Source organism: Devosia lacusdianchii (assembly GCF_022429625.1).
In the GTDB taxonomy this organism is placed as follows: Bacteria; Pseudomonadota; Alphaproteobacteria; order Rhizobiales; family Devosiaceae; genus Devosia; species Devosia lacusdianchii.
Map to the genome: position 1 here is coordinate 474,058 of NZ_CP092483.1, position 19,874 is coordinate 493,931.

Below are 19,874 nucleotides of genomic sequence, written 5' to 3' on the forward strand. Positions count from 1 at the left end.
CCGCTGCGCTACGTCGGCGCACAAGGTTTGCGGGGATGACGGAGTTGGTCATGAGCATTTGGGTTGCTGCCGCCTTGTTGGTGGCCGTGTTTTTCACCTCGACGCTGTCAGGGATCTTCGGCATGGCGGGCGGGCTTGTGCTGCTGGGCATCCTGCTCGCCATCCTGCCGGTGGGCACCGCCATCGCCGTGCAGGGCGCCATCCAGATCATCTCCAATGGCTCGCGCGCCTTCTTCTCGCGAGCCTTCATCGATTGGAAAATTCTCGGCATCATCTGCCTCGGCCTGCTGGTCGCGGGGATCATCCTCTTCATCGTCCGTTACACGCCGGATCTGGCGACCGTATGCATCGCCATCGGGTTGCTGCCGATCCTGGTGTGGATTCCACAAAGCTGGCTGACGCTCGACGCGTCCAAGCCGCACCATGCCTTCATCTGCGGCTTTGTCGGGGGCGGGCTCAATCTGGCGGTCGGCGTTTCCGGGCCGACGGTGGACATCTTCTTCATCCGCACGCCGATGGACCGCCGCAAGATCATCGCCACCAAGGCGGCGACGCAGGTCATCTCGCATGCGTCCAAGGTCGTGTTCTACTGGAATGCCACCATGGTGCTGACGCCCCTCGAATGGGGCGCGATTGTGCTGGCGGCACCGTTCGCCATTGGCGGAGCCAGCGCCGGCCACTGGGTGTTGCAGCGGCTGACCGATGCTAATTTCAAGGCGTGGACGCGGTGGATCGTCACGGCCATCGGGATTTTCTACCTGGCGCGCGGCATTTCCTTGCTGATCTGGGCGTGATCGTTATGGTGCCGATCATCTGGGGAGATGGCATGGCACCGTTCGATAGCGTCACCGCGCGCCTGATTTTGCTATTGGCCGAGACCGGCTCGATCGGCCGGGCGGCCGAGCGCGAAGGCATTGCGTCCTCGGCGGTGAGTCGGCGTGTGTCCGATCTCGAAAGCCGGCTGGGCGTCGTGCTGTTCGACCGCTCCGCCCATGGCGTCAAGCTGACCACGGCCGGTGAAGCCTATGCCGATGGCTGTCGCGCCGTGCTGCGGGCCATTGCCGATCTCGATGCCGTCATGGCCGATTTCGGCAGCGGCCAGCGCGGTAGCCTGCGGCTCGCCTGCACCAGTTCGGCGCTGACCGGCCGCCTGCCCGAACTGCTGGCCCGCTACGCCGCCAAGCATGTCGGCATCGACCTCGCCATCCAGGAAACCAGCGCCGCCAAGGCGCTGCTGGCGCTGGACGAGGGCAGGGCCGATATCGCCATCGTCTCCGACAATTACGACTTCACCCGCTTCGACATCAAAGCCTTCGAGGACGATCGCGTCTGGGTACTGGCGCCGCCCGATCACCCGCTGGCCAACGAAATCCAACCGCGCAAGGACATCGCCTTCGCCGCCGTGCTCGATCACGCCATTGTCGGCATCCATCACGCCGGCTCGCTTGACCGCCTGCTTGGCGACGCCGCCAAGACGGCCGGCAAGCCTCTGGTCGAAACCATCCGGGTCGAGAGCTTTCCGGCCCTGGTGCGCATGGTCGAGGCCGGCTTCGGCATCGGCTTCCTGCGCTCGACCAGCCTGCACCTGCTGGCCGGCACCGACCTCGTCTGTGCCCCGCTCGCCGAACGCTGGGCGCTGCGGCAATTGCTGGTGGCGCGGCGCAAGTCCAGCCCGGTATCGGCGGCGACCAAGGCCTTCATCGCCCTGTGCAGCGAGACTTATGTGCCCAGTGTTTAGGCCGAGGGTGACGAGCCGTGGAGTAGACGGGCACCGCGACAACTCGGCCATTGAGCGCCGCGCCAAACCGGCATAGGAATTTGCCATGAGCAGTTCGCGCAGCATCACCAGGGAGATCGGCACGGCTTTCGCCGTGCTCGCCATCTATCTGCTGACGATTCTGGCGCCGCTGCACCAGGCCCGGGCCAGCCAGCTCGGCTTCGAACAACTCGGCTATTCGACGCTGCAAACCGGCTGGGTGCTGTGCTCATCCGCCGACGCCACGGGCGAGGATCGCGACGTCACCGTCGCCAAATGCCCGGCCGCCGGCATCGGCAAGAACGACCTGGCCGAGCCAAGCCTCGACGTCGTGCCGTTGGCGCTCGATCGCGCCGTTCTGGTCGCACCGCGACTCGCCGCGGCCCCGGCATTCACCCCGGCGCCTTCGGTGCCGCCACGCGGATCGCGCGCGCCTCCGGCTTTGGTCTGACACCCGGCCATTGCGGCCACAAAGACCAATATTATCCGGAGATCATCATGATCCGCCTGCTCAGCGCCGCCTTTGCGGTTGCCCTTCTCGTCGCTACCCCCGCCCTCGCCCATAACGGCGTCATCCATCTTGGCCCGATCAATATTTCGGTGCCGTTCACCCGCGCTACCCTGCCCAACGCCCCGGTCGGTGGCGGCTTCCTGACCATCGAGAATACCGGCACCGAAGCCGACCGCCTGATCTCGGCCACCTCGACCGTGGCCGGCGATACCCAGATTCACGAGATGAAGATGGAAGGCGACGTGATGAAGATGCGCCAGCTTACCGACGGGATCGAAATCCCGGCCGGCGAAACCGTCGAGCTGGCGCCCGGCGGCCTGCACATCATGTTCCTCGACCTCAACCAGCCCTTCGTCGAGGGCGAAACCGTCACCGTGACGCTGACCTTCGAAAAGGCCGGAACGGTGGACGTGCCGCTGCCGGTGATGGCCGCCGCGGCCGATGGCCCAGCCGAGCATGCGGGTCACTGATGGCTGCGCTCAAGACTGTTCGCATCGGGCTCTGGGTGGCGGTCGTCGCCCTGGGCCTGACGGCAGCGGCCGCCGCGGTCATGCTGCGCCAGCAGCAGCCGGCCGAGGGTGGTTTCGGCAAGGGCGTCTATAGCCTCGTCGACCAGAACGGCGCGACACTGGACCAGTCCATGTTCGTCGGCCAGCCGACTGCGCTGTTCTTCGGCTTCACCCACTGCCCCGAAGTCTGCCCGACCACGCTGGCCGAAATGACCGGTTGGTTCGAGGCGCTGGGCGACGAAGGCAAGGACCTCAAGGCCTATTTCGTCTCGGTCGACCCCGAGCGTGATACGCCCGCCGTGCTGCGTGAATATGTGAGCTGGGTCAGCGATCGCATCACCGGCATTACCGGCACGCCCGAAGAGATCGACAAGATCGCCAAGGCCTGGGGCGTCCACTATGAGCGCATTCCGCTCGAAGGCGCCGACTACACCATGGACCACACGGCCTCGGTCTTCCTGCTCGACGCCAAGGGTGAGTTCCAGGGCACCATTGCCTATCGCGAAGACAGCGCCGTAGCGCTGGGCAAGTTGCGCAACCTGCTCGCCAAGTCATGAGAACCACTGCCCGGCTGGAATAGCTTCCGGTCGGGCAGAATAAAGGTGATGTATCGCGTCAACTTATCTTTTGACTCACCCAATCCGCACCGTTAGATAACCGGACAAGCGTCATCATATTTGTGGCGCGCCCATTCATCGATCTGGATTGGAAGCTCCCGTGAAGTTCACTCGCACTCCCGCTCTCCTTGCTGCCCTCGTGGCCGGCGCGCTCGCCATGACGAGCCTGACGCAGGCCCAGGAAATCGTCGTTACCCACGCTCAGGGCGAGACCACCCTGCCGGGCGTGCCGACCAAGGTGCTGACCTCCGACTGGGCCGCCTTCGACAATCTCCACGCCCTGGGCGTTCCCGTTGCCGGCGTGCCGGCCTCCAATGCCCCGAGCTACCTGCAGGGCTTTGTCGCTGCCGATGCGCTCCAGATCGGCTCGCTGTTCGAGCCCGATTTCGAAGGCATCGCCGCCTCTGGTTCTGACCTCTACATCGTCGGCGCCCGCTCGCGCGAAGCCTATGCGACCGCCAAGGACATCCTGCCGACCATCGATCTCAGCATCGACAATGCCGACATCATCGCCGGCATCGAAGGCAACCTGACCAAGTTGGGCGAAGTGTTCGGCCTGCAGGACAAGGCGGCCGAACTCAATGCCGCGCTCGACGCCAAGGTCGCCGAAGTCAAGGCGGCAGCCGAAGGCAAGGGCAAGGCGCTGATCCTGGTCACCAATGCCGGCAATCTGGGCGTCTACGGTCCCGATAGCCGCGTCGCCTGGATCCACAACCAGCTCGGCATTCCGTCGGCCATGGAAAACGTCAAGGACGGCGACCACGGCGGCGACAGCGTCTCGTTCGAATTCCTGCTCGAAGCCAATCCCGATTGGCTGTTCGTGGTTGACCGCGATGCCGGTACCGGTGAATCGACCGGCGCTGCCGCGGCTCTGCTCGATAACGAGCTGGTCAACCAGACCACTGCCGCCAAGGAAGGCCACATCGTCTACCTCGATCCGCAGGCCTCCTACATCACCATGCACGGCTATTCCGGCGTGATGCTGCTGCTCGACCAGGTCCTGGCCGGCCTCAACGGCTGATCCGATCCTTACTGAACCTTGCCCGGCTGCCGCGAGGCGGCCGGGCTTCGTGCATTATCAGCGGAAGGTCGGTCGGTGCGCCTGCTCATCCTCGCCATCGTGGTGACGATCACCCTCGCGGTGACCAGCCTGTTCGTCGGGGTCAGTGACGTGTCGCTGGGCGCATTGCTCTCGTCCCATCCCGATGATCGACCGATGCAGGTGCTGCTGATCAGCCGCATTCCGCGCACCCTCGCCATTATCCTCTCCGGCAGCGCCATGGCGGTGGCCGGGCTGGTCATGCAGATGATCGTGCGCAACCGTTTCGTTGAGCCGACTACGGCCGGCACCACCGAATCCGCCAGCCTCGGCTTTCTCGTCATCACCCTGCTGGCGCCCGGTTGGCCGCTGATGGGCAAGATGCTGGTTTCGGCCGCCTTTGCCCTGGCCGGAACCGCCCTGTTCCTGCGCATCCTACGCGCCGTACCGCTGCGCGATGCCATGCTGGTGCCGCTGGTCGGCATCATGCTGGGCGGCATTGTCGGCGCTGCCACCAGCTTCATCGCCTATCGCTACGAACTCCTGCCATCGCTGCTGGCTTGGACCATGGGCGACTTCTCCGGCATCCTGCGCGGGAATTATGAGCTGCTGTGGATCGGCCTCGCCTGCGGCGTGCTCGCCTATATCGCCGCTGACCGCTTCACCGTTGCCGGCATGGGCAAGGATTTCACCACCAATCTGGGCCTCAACTACCAGCGCGTCATGGTGCTGGGCCTGGTCATCGTGTCCCTGGTCAGCGCCGTGGTGCTGGTATCGGCCGGTTCGATCCCGTTCCTTGGCCTCATCATTCCCAATCTCGTCAGCCTGATGGTCGGCGACAATATGCGCCGCACCGTGCCTTGGGTCGCCGTCATGGGCGCCGGCTTCGTGCTGGCCTGCGATATTCTGGGCCGCGTCGTGCGCGCGCCCTACGAGATCCCGATCAGCGTCGTTGTCGGCGTGATCGGCAGCGCCATCTTCCTCTACCTGCTGCTGCGGACGCGTCGCCATGCAGCCTAGATCGATGCTCTCGCGCCCCGCTGTGGCGCTTTGGGGCCTGGGTCTCCTCGCCCTCATTTCTATCGTCTGCTTCATGACGCTGGGCGCCAAGGGAAGCTGGGACTTCATCCTCCCCTTCCGTGGCCGCAAGCTGCTGGCACTGAGCCTCGTTGCCTACTCGGTGGCCGTCTCGACGGTTCTGTTCCAGACCGTCACCAACAATCGCATCCTCACGCCCTCGATCATGGGCTTCGACGCGCTCTACATCCTGCTGCAAACGGCGATCGTCTTCTTCCTCGGCGTCAGCGCGCTGACCTGGCTCAATCCGCAGGCGCAGTTCGCCGTCGAAATCCTGGTCATGGTGGTGTTTTCGGGCCTGCTGTTCCGCTGGTTGTTCCTTGGCGAAGAGCGCAGCCTGACCCTGCTGGTGCTGGTTGGTATCGTCTTCGGCATTCTGTTCCGCAGCCTCAGCCAGTTCATGCAGCGCTTGCTCGATCCCAATGCGTTCAACGTATTGCAGGACAGTTTTTTCGCCAGCTTCGCCACCGTCGATACATCTCTTCTTCTGGCGGCGAGCATCATTGTCGGCGTGGTGACCGTGGTCGCGCTGCGCCTGATGCACACCTATGACGTGCTGTCGCTGGGCCGGGCCCAGGCGATCAATCTGGGGGTCGACTACAAACGTACCGTGGTCATCATCCTGGTCCTGGTCTCGATCCTCGTCGCCGTATCGACGGCTTTGGTCGGGCCGATCACCTTTTTCGGACTGCTGGTGGCAAGCCTCGCCCATTCGCTTGTCGGCAGCAGCCGCCACAAGTTCGTGCTGCCTGCTGCCGTTTTGCTGGCGATCATCTGCCTTGTCGGCGGCCAGACCGTGCTGGAACGTGTCTTCGCCTTCGACACGGCGCTTTCGATTATCATCGAATTCCTGGGCGGCATCGTCTTCATCATTCTCATCCTGCGGAGGGCTGCGCGATGATCGTCGCCGAAGGCGTTACCAAGAATTATGGCGCGAGCTGCGTGGTCGATGGCGTGTCGCTGCACCTGGCTTCCGGCGGCATCACCTCGATCATCGGCCCCAACGGCGCCGGCAAGTCGACATTGCTGTCGATGGTGAGCCGCCTGATGGGCATGGACAAGGGCACGGTGTCGGTCGATGGCCTCGACATCACCAAGACCCCGAGCGATGTGCTGGCACGGCGCCTGTCCATCCTGCGGCAGGACAATCACATGACCGCCCGGCTGACCGTGCGAGATCTCGTCAGCTTCGGGCGCTATCCCTATTCCAAAGGTCGGCTGACCATCGAGGACAAGCGCCATATCGACGAGGCCATCGGCTATCTCAACCTGGTCGAGCTGGCCGACCGCTTCCTCGACGAACTGTCCGGCGGTCAGCGGCAGCGGGCTTTCGTCGCCATGGTGCTCTGCCAGGATACCGACTACGTGCTGCTCGACGAGCCGCTCAACAATCTCGATATGAAGCATGCCATGAGCATGATGAAGCTGCTGCGCCGGGCTGCCAATGAGCTGGGCAAGACGGTGGTGCTGGTGCTGCACGACATCAACTTCGCCTCGTGGTATTCCGATACTATTGTGGCGATGAAGCACGGCAAGGTCGTGCATCAGGGTCCCGTCGCCGCGATGATCGACCCCGCCGTGCTCTCGGACGTCTATGAGATGGATATCAAGGTGCACCAGATCGGCGGCCAGCGGATTTCGGTCTACTACGAGTAGATCATCCGCGATGTCGTCCCGGCGCAGGCCGGGATCGATGTCCGCATCCATCCCCGACTTCAACGTTCGCCATAGCCTCTGCGCATGGATTCCGGCCTGCGCCGGAATGACCCGGTGGGATAATTCTGCGCTCTGGGCTAGGTTGTAGCACCAGCAAGGAGCGCCGCCGTGAAGCCATCGATTTCCATCATCACCATCGGTGTCGACGACCTCGAGCGCGCCTTTGCCTTCTATCGCGCCCTGTTCGAGATCGATGACGAACAGATCGGGGCAGGGGAAGACCATGTCGCCTTCTTCTTCGACGACGACTTTTCCTTCGTGCTGTTCCCGCGCGATCAGATTGCCCAGACCGCGGGCAAGGATGTCGCCATAGCAGGCACGCCCGGCTTCGTGCTGAGCCACCAGGCGGGCAGCCCGGCCGAAGTCGATGAGATCTTGCGCAAGGTGCTGGTGGCCGGTGGCGCGGTCATCACCGAAGGCACGCAATCAGAATCGGGCTATTCGGCTTATTTCGAGGATAGCGAAGGCAATGTCTGGGAACTGATGGCGCAGCCCCCGGCAAACTGAGGGCTCGGATTTGATTCTGATACCGCCCACTCACCGACGCTTCCCACGGACTTGATCCGCGGGTCTTTCGCCACTTGTGCCGTGTTGAAGGTGACCGCGGATCAAGTCCGCGGGAGGCGATTGTGGGTAGGATGGATCGGAGCAGCCCGCCCTTAAAACCCGCCGCCCGTCTTGAACCCCGAATGCTTGCGCGTGCCGCTCGAGCCGGTGCGTGGGCGGGAGAAGCCGCCGCCGCTGGAGCCGCCTGACGAGGGCCGGCCCCAGCCGCCACCGAAGCCGCCATTGCTGGGTTTGCTCTTGGTCGAGTTGCCGCCGCCAAAGCTGGAATCGGGCCAGTTGAAGGTGCTGCCGCCATTGTCCGGCCAGGGGCTGCTGGAACGCTGCCGGCCATTATTTGGCAGGCCGACCCCGCCACCCCAGTCGGATGTGCCGGCGCTCCAGTTCTGGCTGCGCTGCCACTGCTCCCAATAGGATGCGGCCGAAATACCGCCGCGCAGGAACCCGTCGAGCAGGTCACCCACCAGCTTGTCTTCGCGGAAGGTCGAGCGCGGGTCGTCGAAGCGCTGCTTCTTGAACTCCCACTGGATATCCTCCAGCTCCCGGCGCCGGGCGGCGAGGGTTTTGAGGCGTTCCTTCTGCTCGGCTGTTTCGGCGTCTTCTTCCTTGGCGCGGGCGCGGGCGTCGTCGATCTGGGCGACGATGGTATCATCCTGCCCGGTGCGGGTGCGGCGCGCTTCGGCCAGGAGAGTCTGGATATCCTCGCGGCCCAGCGCCACCACTAGTTCGCCGAGCGCACTTTCGAAAGCCGGATTGCCGCCCTGCGACAGCGTGCCGAGCGTTTTGGCGGTTTCGTCGCGCTGGTCTTCGGTCGCCACGATCTGGGCGTCGAGCGCGTCGATTGTCTTCTGCGCCGCTTCCATGGCCTCGCGGATCGGCTTGCCGCCGGCAGCGTCGATCGCCTGCGTCTCGAGCGCGTCGAGTTCGGCCTCCGCGGCCTTGGCGATCTCGATCTGTCGCTCGGCATGCTCGCGCAGCCGCAGCGGAATCTCGTTGAGCATGGCGAAATTCGGTCGCGCCTTCTGGAAGCCCACTATGTTGGCAACCATGCCGTCGAAATAGCGGATGAGGTTATTGGCGCGGTAGCTGGCCGTGCCGTACCCGGCCTCCCACAGATACATGAACAGCGGATCGTCGCGGTAGGGCTTGCCCTTATCGTCCTGGTCGGCTTCGGCCTGCTCGGTTTTGCGCATCGATTGCGCCGCGATATCGGCCAGTTCGGTGGCCTGTGCGCGCTTGGCGGCAAAGGCTGGTTCGCGGGCGATCGAGGCGCCCAGCTTGGCGGCCAGCGCCTTGAGTTCGCTCTGATGGCCCTCGAACAGCTTTAGCGCCTCGGCCCGCTCGGCGGTCAACCGCGACAGTGTCGCGTCGCTTTCCGCCACGTCCTTCTCGGCCTTGCTCAGGTCCTTGGCATGCGTCTTGAGCATGTCGCGGGCCTTGGCTTCGGCGGCCGAAATCGCGCCGTCCAACTCGCCCTGCACAGCTGGGTCGAGGCGCAACTGGGCGAGCTGGCGGAACAGCTCCGCTTCGCTCTCCTTGATTTTGGTGACTCGCTCGGCCGAGCGCGCCAGGCGCTTGGAGATCTCATCCTCCTCACGGCGGATGTCGCGCATCGCCTCGTCTAGGCTGGCCAGGGCTTCGGGTCCGCGGATGCTCATAGGACTACCACCGCGTTACTGCTCCGCCGAGTACCGGCACATTGTATTCAACATCGAGGAACCCATCGGACTTGCGGCCCAGCTCGCTCCCCTGGATGATCCCATCGTCGAGCTTGTCGGCCGATACTGCTTCATAGACCGCCTCGGGCACGCGCACGCCCCACACATTGACGATCTCGGTCTGCCCGTTTTCTTCGTTGCGAACAGGCAGGCTCAGCTTGTTGCCATCGGCGTCGAGCGCTTCGACCACGACATAGTAGTTGGTCGCGTCGGTATTGATTTCCGGGAAAGTCCAGAACCCCGATTTCTCGCCCGATCGGTTGACCACCTGCAGCACATATTCCTGCCGCAGCTGGTCGCGCAAAGCCGTGAGGTCGGTGACGGCGGCCTCGGCGCCGGTGCGATTGCCTTCGGCGGCAAAGGTCTTGCCGCGCGTGCGCAGGGCCTCGGCCTGCACCACGGCCTGCTGCACCTTGGTTTCCTCGAAAATGGTCTGGTAGAGCGCGTCCATCTGCGCCGGCAAGCCCTCGGCCAGCTCGATGCGCGCCTGCTCGGCCTGTCCGCTCTGATAGGGCTGCCAGATGCCAAACCAGCCCACCGCCGCCAGGGCGATAATGGCAACAGCGGCCAGCACGGGCCTGCCCCAACGCTTGCGGCCCACATAGAGCCGGGCCAGCGTAGTGCCGAAGCCCGGCTTGGGCGGGTCGTAGACGAACCGGCTCTCGGCCAGCGCCGCCACACCTTCTTTGAGGATATGGTCGGGCACTTCGATGCCCTGCTGATGATAGATATCGCGTAGCTTCTCGATGAGCTGCTGCTCGCGGGTGACCCCCGCGAGTTCGCGCGTAGCCAAGTCCTGGCGATGACGCAGTGTATCCACCACATCCATCGCCAGCATGACTTCATCCAGGGGCGCAGCCGTCTTGGCTGTCACGTCACTCATATTTGGCGCTCACCCGTGGCTCGATCGCCTCTTAGTTCTTGGTTTCGAGCAGTAGCGCGTTGCCGTCGGCAGCGAGAGCCGCCAGGCGCCGCTTGCCGTCTTCCACCGCGTCGCGAATCTCGGCCGAATTCTTGGTCGAGGCAATGCGCATCTCGTTGATGATGGTACGGCTCTTTTCCTGGAAGTTGACCACCGAGTCGACCAGTTTCTTGACCGCATCGGCGCGCACTGTCGGGCCATAGCCGGCCTTGACGGCTTCTTCCTGCACCTTGTCGCCGATCTCGGAGAGGGTTTCGAGGCTCTTGCTCATTCCTTCCTTCATGGCGTTGAGAGTCTCGGTCGATTCATGCAGGCCAAACATGCCGGTGAACGACGCCGAAAGCGCGGTCAGCACGGTCTCGTTGGTCGAGAAGAACGAGATCGACTGCTGGTAGACGCGCTCCTTGGCATTGGTCGTCTGCATCAGGCGCGCCATCACCACTTCCGACGTATTGTAGGAGATGGTGAGATTGTCCGAGAGGTCCTTGGCGATCTGGTAGCGCTTTTCCTCGTTCTGCATCACGCGCAGCTTCTCGTCGCGATCCATTTCGAGACGGGCCCGGTCGGCCGGCACATTGCCGGCATAACCAGCCACGGCGGCCGATGCGGCAGTGAGGATATCCTTCTTTTCGCCCAGGCGCTTTTCGGCGGTCTGCAGCACTTCAAGGGCCATCACTTCGGCCTGCTTGAGCGCGCCGCGGAAGTCGCGATAGGCCTCGAGAATGGTCTGCTCGCGGTCGATCTGGTCCTTGGTGTCCTTGGTGACGTCCAGATAGACGTCGCGGATCTTGTTGAAGCGGGTGGCGATGTCGCCACGGCTCACCTTCATCCAGACATTGGAGACGCGCTCCATCATGTCGAGCTTGTTGTCGCTGAGCTGGTCGACCATGCCCTTGGCATCGTCGCGGATCGAGTCGAAGCCCTTGGTGATTTCCTCGTAGCGCTCGCCGATTTTCATCGCGGCGATCTGCTCGCGCACCACTTCGTTGAAGGCGCTGGCCTGGCTGAGCGTGCGGCCGATAAGGACGACACGGGTCTCGTCGAGTTCGGTGATCTGGCTGAGGAGGCCGGTGATAGGCTGCTCGCCCTGCTGCTCGGGCCACACGCCCAAGTCACGGATGGCGTTGACCGCCTTGTCCAGGTATTGCAACGGCTTTTCGGCGATGACAGCGGCTGGCGCTACCTCGGTTGCTGGTGCAGTGGTCACGTCATTGGCCATTCGTTTGCTCCCCGTGTATCGCTCACGCGCTATAGATCGCTGGTAGCCGACCCGCTGACAATTGCAACAGCGCGGCGCCCCAACTATTTAGACCATATTGGTGCGAAAAAGCCGCACGTAAAGAGCGGAGCAACCAAGCGTGGCAAGCATCTGTTTCCAAGGGCATTCGGGCCACAATAGGGCCGCTGCGCCAGCGCGCTCGATGAGGGCATAGTGATGGATTTCGGTGGTCGCTATATTATTGCCGCGCCACGCGTCACGGTGTGGGCTGCGCTCAACGACACAGCCATGCTCAAGGCCGCCATTCCGGGCTGCCATCGCATCGATTGGTCGGGCGAAACGACGCTCGATCTCGAGATCAAGGTGAACCTCGGCGTGGTGCATCCCGTGTTCAAGGGCGACCTGGCGCTATCGGGCATCGTGCCAGCCGAACGCTACACTCTGTCAGGCAAGGGCAGGGGCGGCCTGCTGGGCCTCGCCGAAGGGTCGGCTGACATCATCCTGTCCGATCACGGCGAGGAGACGTTGTTGGTCTTTGCGGCCAAAGGTGGCGCGTCCGGCCAGATCATGCGGCTGGGCAAGGCGATTATCGGCAACTCGGCGCAGAAAGTGATCGACGGGTTTTTCGAGCGGTTTGGTGAGGCGATGGGGGCCAAGGTCACGCCGTTGCCTATGGAGTAGGGGCGCTGCTTCCCGTGCCCACAGGTCGCAATCCACCAACCGTGCGTCACCCTCGGGCTTGACCCGAGGGCCCTATACCTGCCGAGCTCAGGAAGTGTAACGCCCTCGGGTCAAGCCCGGGGAGGTGGAGGCGCGTTATGCGTTGGCCCCTGTTGCTGCATCTCTCCGCCTTAACCTGACCTTAACCACACCGCGTTCTGCCCTCAAAGCATCACAATCGCGCACCGATTCCTGGGTTAGGGAATGGTCAACGCCACCCCGTCAATTTGAAGCAAACCCAAGATGACCACCCGCACCCGCGATACCCTGGCTCTGTTCGCCATCGCCTCGATGGCGATTCTGGCCGTGCTCTACGCCGATGCCGATCTAGGGCAGGTTTTCAGCGGCATTCTCGCCCATTGGTGAGGGCCGGCCTGTCGTTTGGGCAATGGCTTGCGCAGCACGCGGGCATAGCGGCCAAATTTTGACCATCCGGAAAAATATCCTTGAATCCCTCTTGCAGGCGGTGCGTTTGCACGATTGTATCGTCTGTTAGCGCACGGAGATTGTCCGCTGGAGCCAAGGCCCAGCGCTCAAGTGCGAACAGGGAGACGAATTCGATGAAATTTTCCACCTTCACCAAGGCCATTGCTGGCGGCGTTGCGCTGAGCGCGATCCTCACCGGTGCTGCCTTCGCCGACCCGGCGATCATCTATGATTTGGGCGGCAAGTTCGACAAGTCGTTCAACGAAGCCGCCTACAACGGCGCCGAGGCCTGGAAGGCCGAAACCGGCGGCTCCTTCCTCGATCTCGAGCTGCAGAATGACGCCCAGCGCGAACAGGCCCTGCGCCGCTTCGCTGGCCAGGGTGCCAACCCGATCGTGATGGCCGGCTTCTCCTGGACCGCCGCGCTCACCGCCGTGGCGCCGGAATTCCCCGACACCAACTTCGTCGTGATCGACACCGTCGTCGACGCGCCCAACGTGCAGTCGGTGATTTTCGATGAGCACACCGGCTCGTTCCTCGTCGGCGCGCTCGCTGCGCTCAAGTCCGAAACCGGCACGGTCGGCTTCGTTGGCGGCATGGACGTTCCGCTGATCCACAAGTTCTATTGCGGCTACGCCCAGGGCGCCAAGGCCGTCAATCCGGACATCAAGCTGATCGAAAACTACACCGGCACCACCCCGGCTGCCTGGAATGACCCGGTGACCGCTGGTGAACTGACCAAGGCCGCCATCGATGCCGGCGCCGACGTTGTCTTCGCCGCCGCCGGTGGCTCGGGCCTCGGCGTGCTGCAGGCCGCCAAGGATGCCGGCAAGTTCTCGATCGGTGTCGACAGCAACCAGAACTACCTGCAGCCCGGCTCGGTGCTGACCTCGATGCTCAAGCGCGTCGACGTCGCCGTCAAGACCGCGCTGACCGAAGCGGGCGACGACGCCACCTTCAAGCCCGGCCTCACCGTCATGGGTCTGGCCCAGGAAGGCGTCGGCTATGCGCTCGACGACAACAACGCCTCGCTCATCACCGACGACATGAAGGCCAAGGTCGACGAGCTGTCCGCTCAGATCCAGGCCGGCACGATCACCGTGCACGACTACACCACCGACTCGACCTGCCCGCTCTAAGCGAAGCCGGATGAGCCAGGATGGCCCCCAAGAGGGAAAAGTGAACCCGCAGCGGCCGGAAACGGCCGCTGCATCCGCCCCGGCCAACGGCTGGGCAATCGAGCTTGAGAAGATCAACAAGCGATTTGGCGCCGTTCACGCCAATAAGGACATCGACCTCAAGGTCGCGCGCGGCACCATCCACGGCATCGTGGGCGAGAACGGCGCGGGCAAGTCGACGCTCATGTCCATTCTCTACGGATTTTACACGGCCGACAGCGGTGTCATCCGCGTCAACGGTCAGGAACATGCCATATCAGACAGCCGCCATGCCTTGGCGCTGGGGATCGGCATGGTGCACCAACACTTCATGCTGGTCGACAATTTCACCGTGCTCGAGAATATCGTGCTCGGCGCCGAGGATAGCGGCTTCATCAAGCCCAGCCTCGACCGCGCCCGTAAGGAGCTCGACCGGCTCGAGCATGAATACGACCTCGAGGTCGACCCCGATGCGGTTGTCGAGGACATCTCGGTCGGCCAGCAGCAGCGGGTCGAAATTCTCAAGGCCCTCTATCGCGGCGCCGAAACGCTGATCCTCGACGAGCCCACTGGTGTCTTGACGCCCAAGGAAGCCGACGACCTGTTCCGCGTGCTCGAAACCCTGCGCGCGCAGGGCAAGACGGTGATCCTCATCACCCACAAGCTGCGCGAGATCATGGCCATCACCGACAATGTCTCGGTCATGCGCCAGGGCCAGATGGTGGCTACGCTCAAGACATCCGAGACCAATCCGGAAGCCATTGCCGAACTCATGGTTGGCCGCCGCGTGCTGCTGCGTGTCGAAAAGGGCGCTGCCAATCCGGGCAAAACCCTGCTCGAGGTCAAGGATCTAGTGGTCAAGGACGACATGGGCGTGCCCCGCGTCAAGAATGTGAGCTTTGCCGTTCGGGCCGGCGAGATCGTCGGTATTGCCGGCGTTTCCGGCAACGGCCAGACCGAGTTGCTCGAATCCATTTCCGGTATGCGCGACCAGCTCCTGGGCACTGTGACCCTCAATGGGCAGCCGCTTTCCCTGCGGAGCGACGACGGCGCGGCGAGGGCGCGCGAAGCCGGGCTGGCGCATGTGCCCGAAGATCGCCAGCGCATGGGGCTCGTCACCAGTTTCGCCGAATGGGAGAACGCCATTCTGGGCTACCAGAACGATCCCAAATACGGCAAGAACGGCTTCCTCGATATCGGTGCTGCCAAGCAGGCCGCCGCGGAGCACATCAAGCTATTCGACGTGCGCCCCGCCAATATCAATCTCAAGACCTCGCTGTTCTCGGGCGGCAACCAGCAAAAGATCGTGCTGGCGCGCGAGATGGAGCGCGATCCGGACGTGCTGGTCATCGGCCAGCCGACCCGCGGCGTCGATATTGGCGCCATCGAATTCATCCATAACGAAATCATCAAGATGCGCGACGAGGGTAAGGCTATCCTGCTGGTCTCCGTCGAGCTTGACGAAATCCGCTCGCTCGCCGATCGCATCCTCGTCATGTTCGACGGCGTCATCGTCGGTGAAGCTGATCCCGCTACCGCGACCGAGGGCGAACTCGGCCTGATGATGGCCGGCATCGGCAACAAAGAGGCTGCCGAATGAGCGCCCGCAGACCCCTTCCGCGCTGGGCCGACGTGGCCCTGCTACCCGCCATCAATCTCCTCCTGGCTTTCCTCGTCTCCGGCCTCGTCGTGCTGATGATCGGCGAGAACCCACTGCATGCCCTGCAGGTCATCTTCTATGGCGCCTTCGGCTATGGCGATGGCTTCGGCTACACGCTCTATTATGCCACCAATTTCATCTTCACCGGCCTTGCCGTGGCGGTCGCCGCCCATGCCGGGCTGTTCAATATCGGTGGTGACGGGCAGGCCTATGTGGCCGGGCTCGGGGCTATCGTCGTGGCGTTGGCGCTCGATCAGACCCATTGGCTGCTTGTCATGCCGCTGGCCGTTCTGGCCGCGGCGGCGGTGGGTGGTTTCTGGGCCTTCGTGCCCGGCTGGTTGCAGGCCAAGCGCGGCAGCCACGTGGTCATCACGACCATCATGTTCAACTTCATCGCCGCGGCGCTGATGGTCTACATGGTCAATCGCGTGCTCAAGCCCGCCACCACCATGGCCCCGGAATCCGAGACCATCGAGGTCGGCGGCCGCGTACCGCAATTGCGCGAATTCTTCTCGTTCTTCGGCTATTCGCCTGTGAACCTCTCCATCGTCATCGCCGTCATCGCGTTGATCGGGGTCTATATCCTCGTCTGGCACACCAAGTTCGGCTATGCCATGCGCGTACTCGGCGCCAATCCGACGGCGTCGCGCTATGCCGGCATTTCCAACTCCAAGATGATCATGATCACCATGACCATATCCGGCGCACTGGCCGGCATGGTGGCGATCAACGAAGTCATGGGCGTGCAGAACCGCCTGGTGCTCGATTATGTCGCCGGCGCTGGCTTCGTCGGCATTGCCGTGGCGCTGATGGGGCGCAACCACCCCGTGGGTATTGCGCTGGCGGCGATGCTGTTCGGCGCGCTCTATCAGGGTGGGCAGGAACTGCAGTTCGTCATTCCAGGCATTACGCGCGAGATGATCGTCGTCATCCAGGCCCTGGTCATCCTCTTCACTGGCGCCATGGAAGGTCTTTTCCGTCCGGCGCTGGAGCGCACCTTCATGCTGCTGACGCCCGAACAAAAGGCCGACGCCGTTGCGGTTTCGACCGCCAAGACGGAGAGCTGACCGATGGATTTCGCGGTTCTCCTCTCCATCCTCGATGCCACGCTCCGCCTCTCGACGCCGCTGTTGCTGGCGTGTCTGGCCGGGCTCTATTCCGAGCGGGCCGGCGTCTTCGACATCGGCCTCGAAGGCAAGATGCTGTTCGCCGCCTTTGGCGCTGCCGCTGTCGCCGCCATCACCGGCTCGATGTGGCTGGGTCTGCTTGCCGGTATCAGCGTGTCGCTGGCCACGGCGCTCCTGCAAGGCGTCGCCGCCATCTCGCTCAAGGGCAACCAACTCATAGCTGGTGTCGGCATCAACATGCTGGCCGCCGGTCTCACCACCTTCCTCGGCCAGACCTGGTTCCACCAGGGCGGCCGCACCCCGCCGCTCGGCGATGGCGGCCGTTTCCCCCAGATCACGCTGCCCTTTGCCAATGAACTGGCCGGCGTGCCGATCCTGGGGCCAATCTATGCCGAGCTGATCTCCGGCCATTACCTGCTGGTCTATATCGCCTTCCTGGCAGTGCCGATCACTGCCTATGTGCTCTATCGCACCCGTTTCGGACTGCGCTTGCGCGCCGTGGGCGAAAACCCCAAGGCCGTCGACACGGCCGGTATTTCCGTGATCAAGCTGCGCTATCAAGCGGTGCTGATCACCGGCCTGCTCTGCGGCTTTGCTGGCGCCTATTTCTCGATCGCCCAGGGTTCGGGCTTCGGCAATAACATGACGGCAGGTAAGGGCTTCATCGCGCTGGCCGCGCTGATCTTCGCCAAGTGGAAGCCAGTGCCGGCCATGTTCACCTGCCTGCTGTTCGGCTTCCTCGATGCCCTGCAGATCCGTTTGCAGAATTTCGAGCTGCCGGTCATCGGCGTGGTCCCGGTGCAGGCTATCCAGGCGCTGCCCTATGTGCTGACTGTCATTCTGCTGGCCGGGTTCATCGGCAAGGCCGTGGGCCCCAAGGCCGGCGGCGTGGCCTATACCAAAGAGCGATGATCATGGCGAAAACGTCGACCGATCAGGCCTTGTTCGAGGCCGCCGAAGCCATTCGCGCCAAGGCCTATGCGCCCTATTCGCGCTTCCATGTCGGCGCCGCTATCCTGGCCGATGACGGCAAGATCTATGCCGGCTGCAATATCGAAAATGCGGCCTACCCGCAGGGCAATTGCGCCGAGGCCTCGGCCATTTCGGCGATGGTCGCCGGCGGCGGCAAGCGTATCACCCGCATCTACGTCACCGGACCTGGTGCGGCCCCGGTTACGCCCTGCGGCGGCTGCCGCCAGCGCATCCGCGAATTCGCTGATCTCGATGTCGAGATCATCTCCCATGGCGTCGACGGCACCCCGCTTGTCACCACGCTTGCACAATTGCTGCCGCATAGTTTCGGCCCGGAGTTTCTCCCCAAATGACCAAAGCGTCCAAGACGATCCAGAAGATCGCGGGCAAAGAACCGATCGCTGCCGCCATCGTGCTGGGCTCGGGCCTGTCGGCAATCGGCGACCTGCTCGGCGACAAGGTCGCCATTCCCTATTCCGAACTCAAGGGCTTTCCCGGCGCCGGCGTCTCCGGCCATGGTCGCGACCTCCTGATCGGCACCATGGGCGGCAAGCGCGTCGCCGTCCTCACCGGCCGCGAGCACTATTACGAACATGGCAATGCCGCCGCCATGCGCCCGGCGCTCGAAGCCATGTCCGACCTCGGCGCGCAAACCCTGCTGCTGACCAATTCGGCCGGCTCGCTCGATGAGCGCTTCCGCCCCGGCGACCTGATGCTGATTTCCGATCACATCAACTATGCCGGCATGAACCCGCTGATCGGTGAACCCACCGACCGCCGCTTTGTGAACATGGTCGATTGCTATGCCCCTGACCTGCGCGCCAAGGCACAGGGCCTGGCCGAGCGCATGGACATCAAGCTCGGCGAAGGCATCTACCTCTGGTATTCCGGCCCCAGCTTTGAAACCATCGCCGAAATCCAGATGGCGATCCGGCTGGGCGCCAATGCCGTTGGCATGTCGACGGCACCCGAAGTCATTCTCGGGCGTTTCCTGGGAATGAAAGTCTGGGCCTGCTCGTCCATTACCAATATGGGCGCGGGCCTCTCGACCGAAAACATCAGCCATGAGCACACCAAGACCATGGCGGTACAAGGCGCGGCCAAGCTGAAACAGCTAATACCCGCGCTGGTGGAGGAGCTATGAGCCTGCGTGTCGTCGACAACAGCCAGCATCACATTCCGCACAAGCGCAATCCCGGCTTCCCGCTCGATCTCGATTGGGTCGAACGCGTCCGCATGAACCGCTCGGCGCTGGAACGCCGCGCCGGCTCTATCGGCGCGCGCCGCACGGTCAAGAAGGACTATCAGCTCGCCTGGCTGCTCAAGGCCATCACGCTGATCGACCTGACGACGCTCAATTCCGACGATACGGACGGGCGCGTCGAGCGCCTCTGCGCCAAGGCGCGCCATCCGCTACGCCAGGATATTCTCGACAAGCTCGATATCGGTGGCCTACGCATCCTGCCGGGCGCCGTCTGTGTCTACCATAGCTTCGTCAAGACCGCGGTGAATGCGCTCGAAGGCACCGGCATTCCGGTGGCTGCCGTGTCGACGGCCTTCCCACATGGCCTTGCACCCATCGAGACCAAGCTCAAGGAAATCGAGATGTCGGTGGCCGACGGGGCCAAGGAAATCGACATCGTCATCGAACGCGGCATGGTTTTGCGCGGCGACTGGCAGGCGCTCTACGATCAGGTAAGGGCCTTCCGCAAGGCCTGTGGCGACGCTCACATCAAGACCATTCTGGGCACGGGCGAACTCGCCACCCAGACCAATATCGCCAAGGCGAGCCTAGTCTGCATGATGGCCGGCGCCGATTTCATCAAGACCTCCACGGGCAAGGAAAAGGTCAACGCCAACCTCGTGACGTCGCTGACCATGATCCGCATGATCCGCTGGTTCGCCGAGGAAACCGGCATCGAAATCGGCTACAAGCCCGCCGGTGGCATCGCCCACACTAAGGACGCGCTCAACTACATGGCGCTGATGAAGGAAGAGCTGGGCACCCACTGGCTGCAGCCACATCTGTTCCGGTTTGGTGCGAGTAGCCTGCTGACCGATATCGAGCGGCAGCTGGAGCATGGGCTGACCGGGCACTATTCGGCCGACTATCGCCAGCCGATGGTTTGAGTTTTCTGAGGTGGGCTCCGCGCCCCCTCATCCG

22 protein-coding genes are annotated in these 19,874 nt (G+C 63.4%); 19 read left to right on the forward strand and 3 right to left on the reverse strand.

Going from position 1 to position 19,874, the window contains the following annotated elements; translation table 11 throughout:
• Window positions 1–50 precede the first annotated feature (50 nt).
• The 10 genes from MF606_RS02335 to MF606_RS02380 all read left to right on the forward strand — a co-directional run bounded on the left by MF606_RS02335 (window position 51) and on the right by MF606_RS02380 (window position 7,732).
• Window positions 51–794 carry a TSUP family transporter gene (locus tag MF606_RS02335; RefSeq protein ID WP_240232017.1) on the forward strand — a complete coding sequence of 248 codons (744 nt, stop codon included), beginning with the start codon at window positions 51–53 and terminating at the stop codon, window positions 792–794.
• Window positions 795–826: 32 nt separating this feature from the next.
• Window positions 827–1,738 (forward strand): LysR family transcriptional regulator, encoded by a 912-nt coding sequence (locus MF606_RS02340; RefSeq protein WP_240232018.1) that lies wholly within the window; start codon window positions 827–829, stop codon window positions 1,736–1,738.
• An 85-nt stretch (window positions 1,739–1,823) separates the two neighbouring features.
• Entirely contained in the window at window positions 1,824–2,207 is a 384-nt protein-coding gene (locus MF606_RS02345; RefSeq protein WP_240232019.1) for a hypothetical protein, read from the forward strand.
• 47 nt (window positions 2,208–2,254) lie between these two features.
• Complete coding sequence (locus MF606_RS02350) at window positions 2,255–2,737, forward strand: copper chaperone PCu(A)C (protein WP_240232021.1); 483 nt, start codon at window positions 2,255–2,257, stop codon at window positions 2,735–2,737.
• On the forward strand, window positions 2,737–3,333 hold the full coding sequence (locus MF606_RS02355; protein ID WP_240232022.1) for an SCO family protein: 597 nt from the start codon (window positions 2,737–2,739) through the stop codon (window positions 3,331–3,333). Before MF606_RS02350 ends, MF606_RS02355 begins: the two co-directional genes overlap by 1 nt.
• A 160-nt stretch (window positions 3,334–3,493) precedes the next feature.
• Window positions 3,494–4,414 (forward strand): siderophore ABC transporter substrate-binding protein, encoded by a 921-nt coding sequence (locus MF606_RS02360; RefSeq protein ID WP_240232024.1) that lies wholly within the window; start codon window positions 3,494–3,496, stop codon window positions 4,412–4,414.
• 75 nt (window positions 4,415–4,489) lie between these two features.
• On the forward strand, window positions 4,490–5,452 hold the full coding sequence (locus MF606_RS02365) for an ABC transporter permease (protein ID WP_240232026.1): 963 nt from the start codon (window positions 4,490–4,492) through the stop codon (window positions 5,450–5,452).
• Window positions 5,453–5,456: 4 nt separating this feature from the next.
• Window positions 5,457–6,410 carry an iron chelate uptake ABC transporter family permease subunit gene (locus tag MF606_RS02370; RefSeq protein ID WP_240233935.1) on the forward strand — a complete coding sequence of 318 codons (954 nt, stop codon included), beginning with the start codon at window positions 5,457–5,459 and terminating at the stop codon, window positions 6,408–6,410.
• The gene (locus MF606_RS02375) at window positions 6,407–7,165 is read left to right on the forward strand and encodes an iron ABC transporter ATP-binding protein (protein WP_240232028.1); all 759 of its coding nucleotides are present in this window, start codon (window positions 6,407–6,409) and stop codon (window positions 7,163–7,165) included. The genes MF606_RS02370 and MF606_RS02375 overlap by 4 nt, the downstream gene beginning before the upstream one ends.
• A gap of 168 nt (window positions 7,166–7,333) precedes the next feature.
• On the forward strand, window positions 7,334–7,732 hold the full coding sequence (locus MF606_RS02380) for a VOC family protein (RefSeq protein ID WP_240232029.1): 399 nt from the start codon (window positions 7,334–7,336) through the stop codon (window positions 7,730–7,732).
• A gap of 152 nt (window positions 7,733–7,884) precedes the next feature.
• Here the strand turns inward: MF606_RS02380 and MF606_RS02385 are convergent, their stop codons facing one another.
• The 3 genes from MF606_RS02385 to MF606_RS02395 are packed head-to-tail and all read right to left on the reverse strand — an operon-like array spanning window position 7,885 to window position 11,648.
• Window positions 7,885–9,447, reverse strand: coding sequence for a coiled-coil domain-containing protein (locus tag MF606_RS02385; RefSeq protein ID WP_240232031.1), 1,563 nt, complete (start codon window positions 9,445–9,447; stop codon window positions 7,885–7,887).
• A gap of 4 nt (window positions 9,448–9,451) precedes the next feature.
• The gene (locus MF606_RS02390; RefSeq protein ID WP_240232032.1) at window positions 9,452–10,390 is read right to left on the reverse strand and encodes a DUF6384 family protein; all 939 of its coding nucleotides are present in this window, start codon (window positions 10,388–10,390) and stop codon (window positions 9,452–9,454) included.
• A 31-nt stretch (window positions 10,391–10,421) separates the two neighbouring features.
• Window positions 10,422–11,648, reverse strand: a complete 1,227-nt coding sequence (locus MF606_RS02395) for a cell surface protein (RefSeq protein ID WP_240232033.1) — start codon at window positions 11,646–11,648, stop codon at window positions 10,422–10,424.
• A 216-nt stretch (window positions 11,649–11,864) separates the two neighbouring features.
• Between MF606_RS02395 and MF606_RS02400 the strand changes: the two genes are divergently transcribed.
• The 9 genes from MF606_RS02400 (at window position 11,865) to deoC (ending at window position 19,840) form a co-directional block, all read left to right on the forward strand.
• Entirely contained in the window at window positions 11,865–12,329 is a 465-nt protein-coding gene (locus tag MF606_RS02400; protein WP_240232034.1) for an SRPBCC family protein, read from the forward strand.
• Window positions 12,330–12,611: 282 nt separating this feature from the next.
• Complete coding sequence (locus MF606_RS21595; protein WP_275693118.1) at window positions 12,612–12,734, forward strand: hypothetical protein; 123 nt, start codon at window positions 12,612–12,614, stop codon at window positions 12,732–12,734.
• 194 nt (window positions 12,735–12,928) lie between these two features.
• On the forward strand, window positions 12,929–13,933 hold the full coding sequence (locus MF606_RS02405) for a BMP family lipoprotein (RefSeq protein WP_240232038.1): 1,005 nt from the start codon (window positions 12,929–12,931) through the stop codon (window positions 13,931–13,933).
• A gap of 40 nt (window positions 13,934–13,973) precedes the next feature.
• Window positions 13,974–15,551, forward strand: a complete 1,578-nt coding sequence (locus MF606_RS02410) for an ABC transporter ATP-binding protein (RefSeq protein ID WP_240232040.1) — start codon at window positions 13,974–13,976, stop codon at window positions 15,549–15,551.
• The gene (locus tag MF606_RS02415; protein WP_240232048.1) at window positions 15,548–16,678 is read left to right on the forward strand and encodes an ABC transporter permease; all 1,131 of its coding nucleotides are present in this window, start codon (window positions 15,548–15,550) and stop codon (window positions 16,676–16,678) included. The genes MF606_RS02410 and MF606_RS02415 overlap by 4 nt, the downstream gene beginning before the upstream one ends.
• A 3-nt stretch (window positions 16,679–16,681) precedes the next feature.
• Window positions 16,682–17,650 carry an ABC transporter permease gene (locus tag MF606_RS02420; protein WP_240232050.1) on the forward strand — a complete coding sequence of 323 codons (969 nt, stop codon included), beginning with the start codon at window positions 16,682–16,684 and terminating at the stop codon, window positions 17,648–17,650.
• 2 nt (window positions 17,651–17,652) lie between these two features.
• Window positions 17,653–18,063 carry a cytidine deaminase gene (locus MF606_RS02425; RefSeq protein WP_240232052.1) on the forward strand — a complete coding sequence of 137 codons (411 nt, stop codon included), beginning with the start codon at window positions 17,653–17,655 and terminating at the stop codon, window positions 18,061–18,063.
• Window positions 18,060–18,854 carry a purine-nucleoside phosphorylase gene (locus MF606_RS02430; RefSeq protein WP_240232054.1) on the forward strand — a complete coding sequence of 265 codons (795 nt, stop codon included), beginning with the start codon at window positions 18,060–18,062 and terminating at the stop codon, window positions 18,852–18,854. The genes MF606_RS02425 and MF606_RS02430 overlap by 4 nt, the downstream gene beginning before the upstream one ends.
• Window positions 18,851–19,840 (forward strand): deoxyribose-phosphate aldolase, encoded by a 990-nt coding sequence (gene deoC / locus MF606_RS02435; protein WP_240232060.1) that lies wholly within the window; start codon window positions 18,851–18,853, stop codon window positions 19,838–19,840. The genes MF606_RS02430 and deoC overlap by 4 nt, the downstream gene beginning before the upstream one ends.
• Window positions 19,841–19,874: the final 34 nt, after the last annotated feature.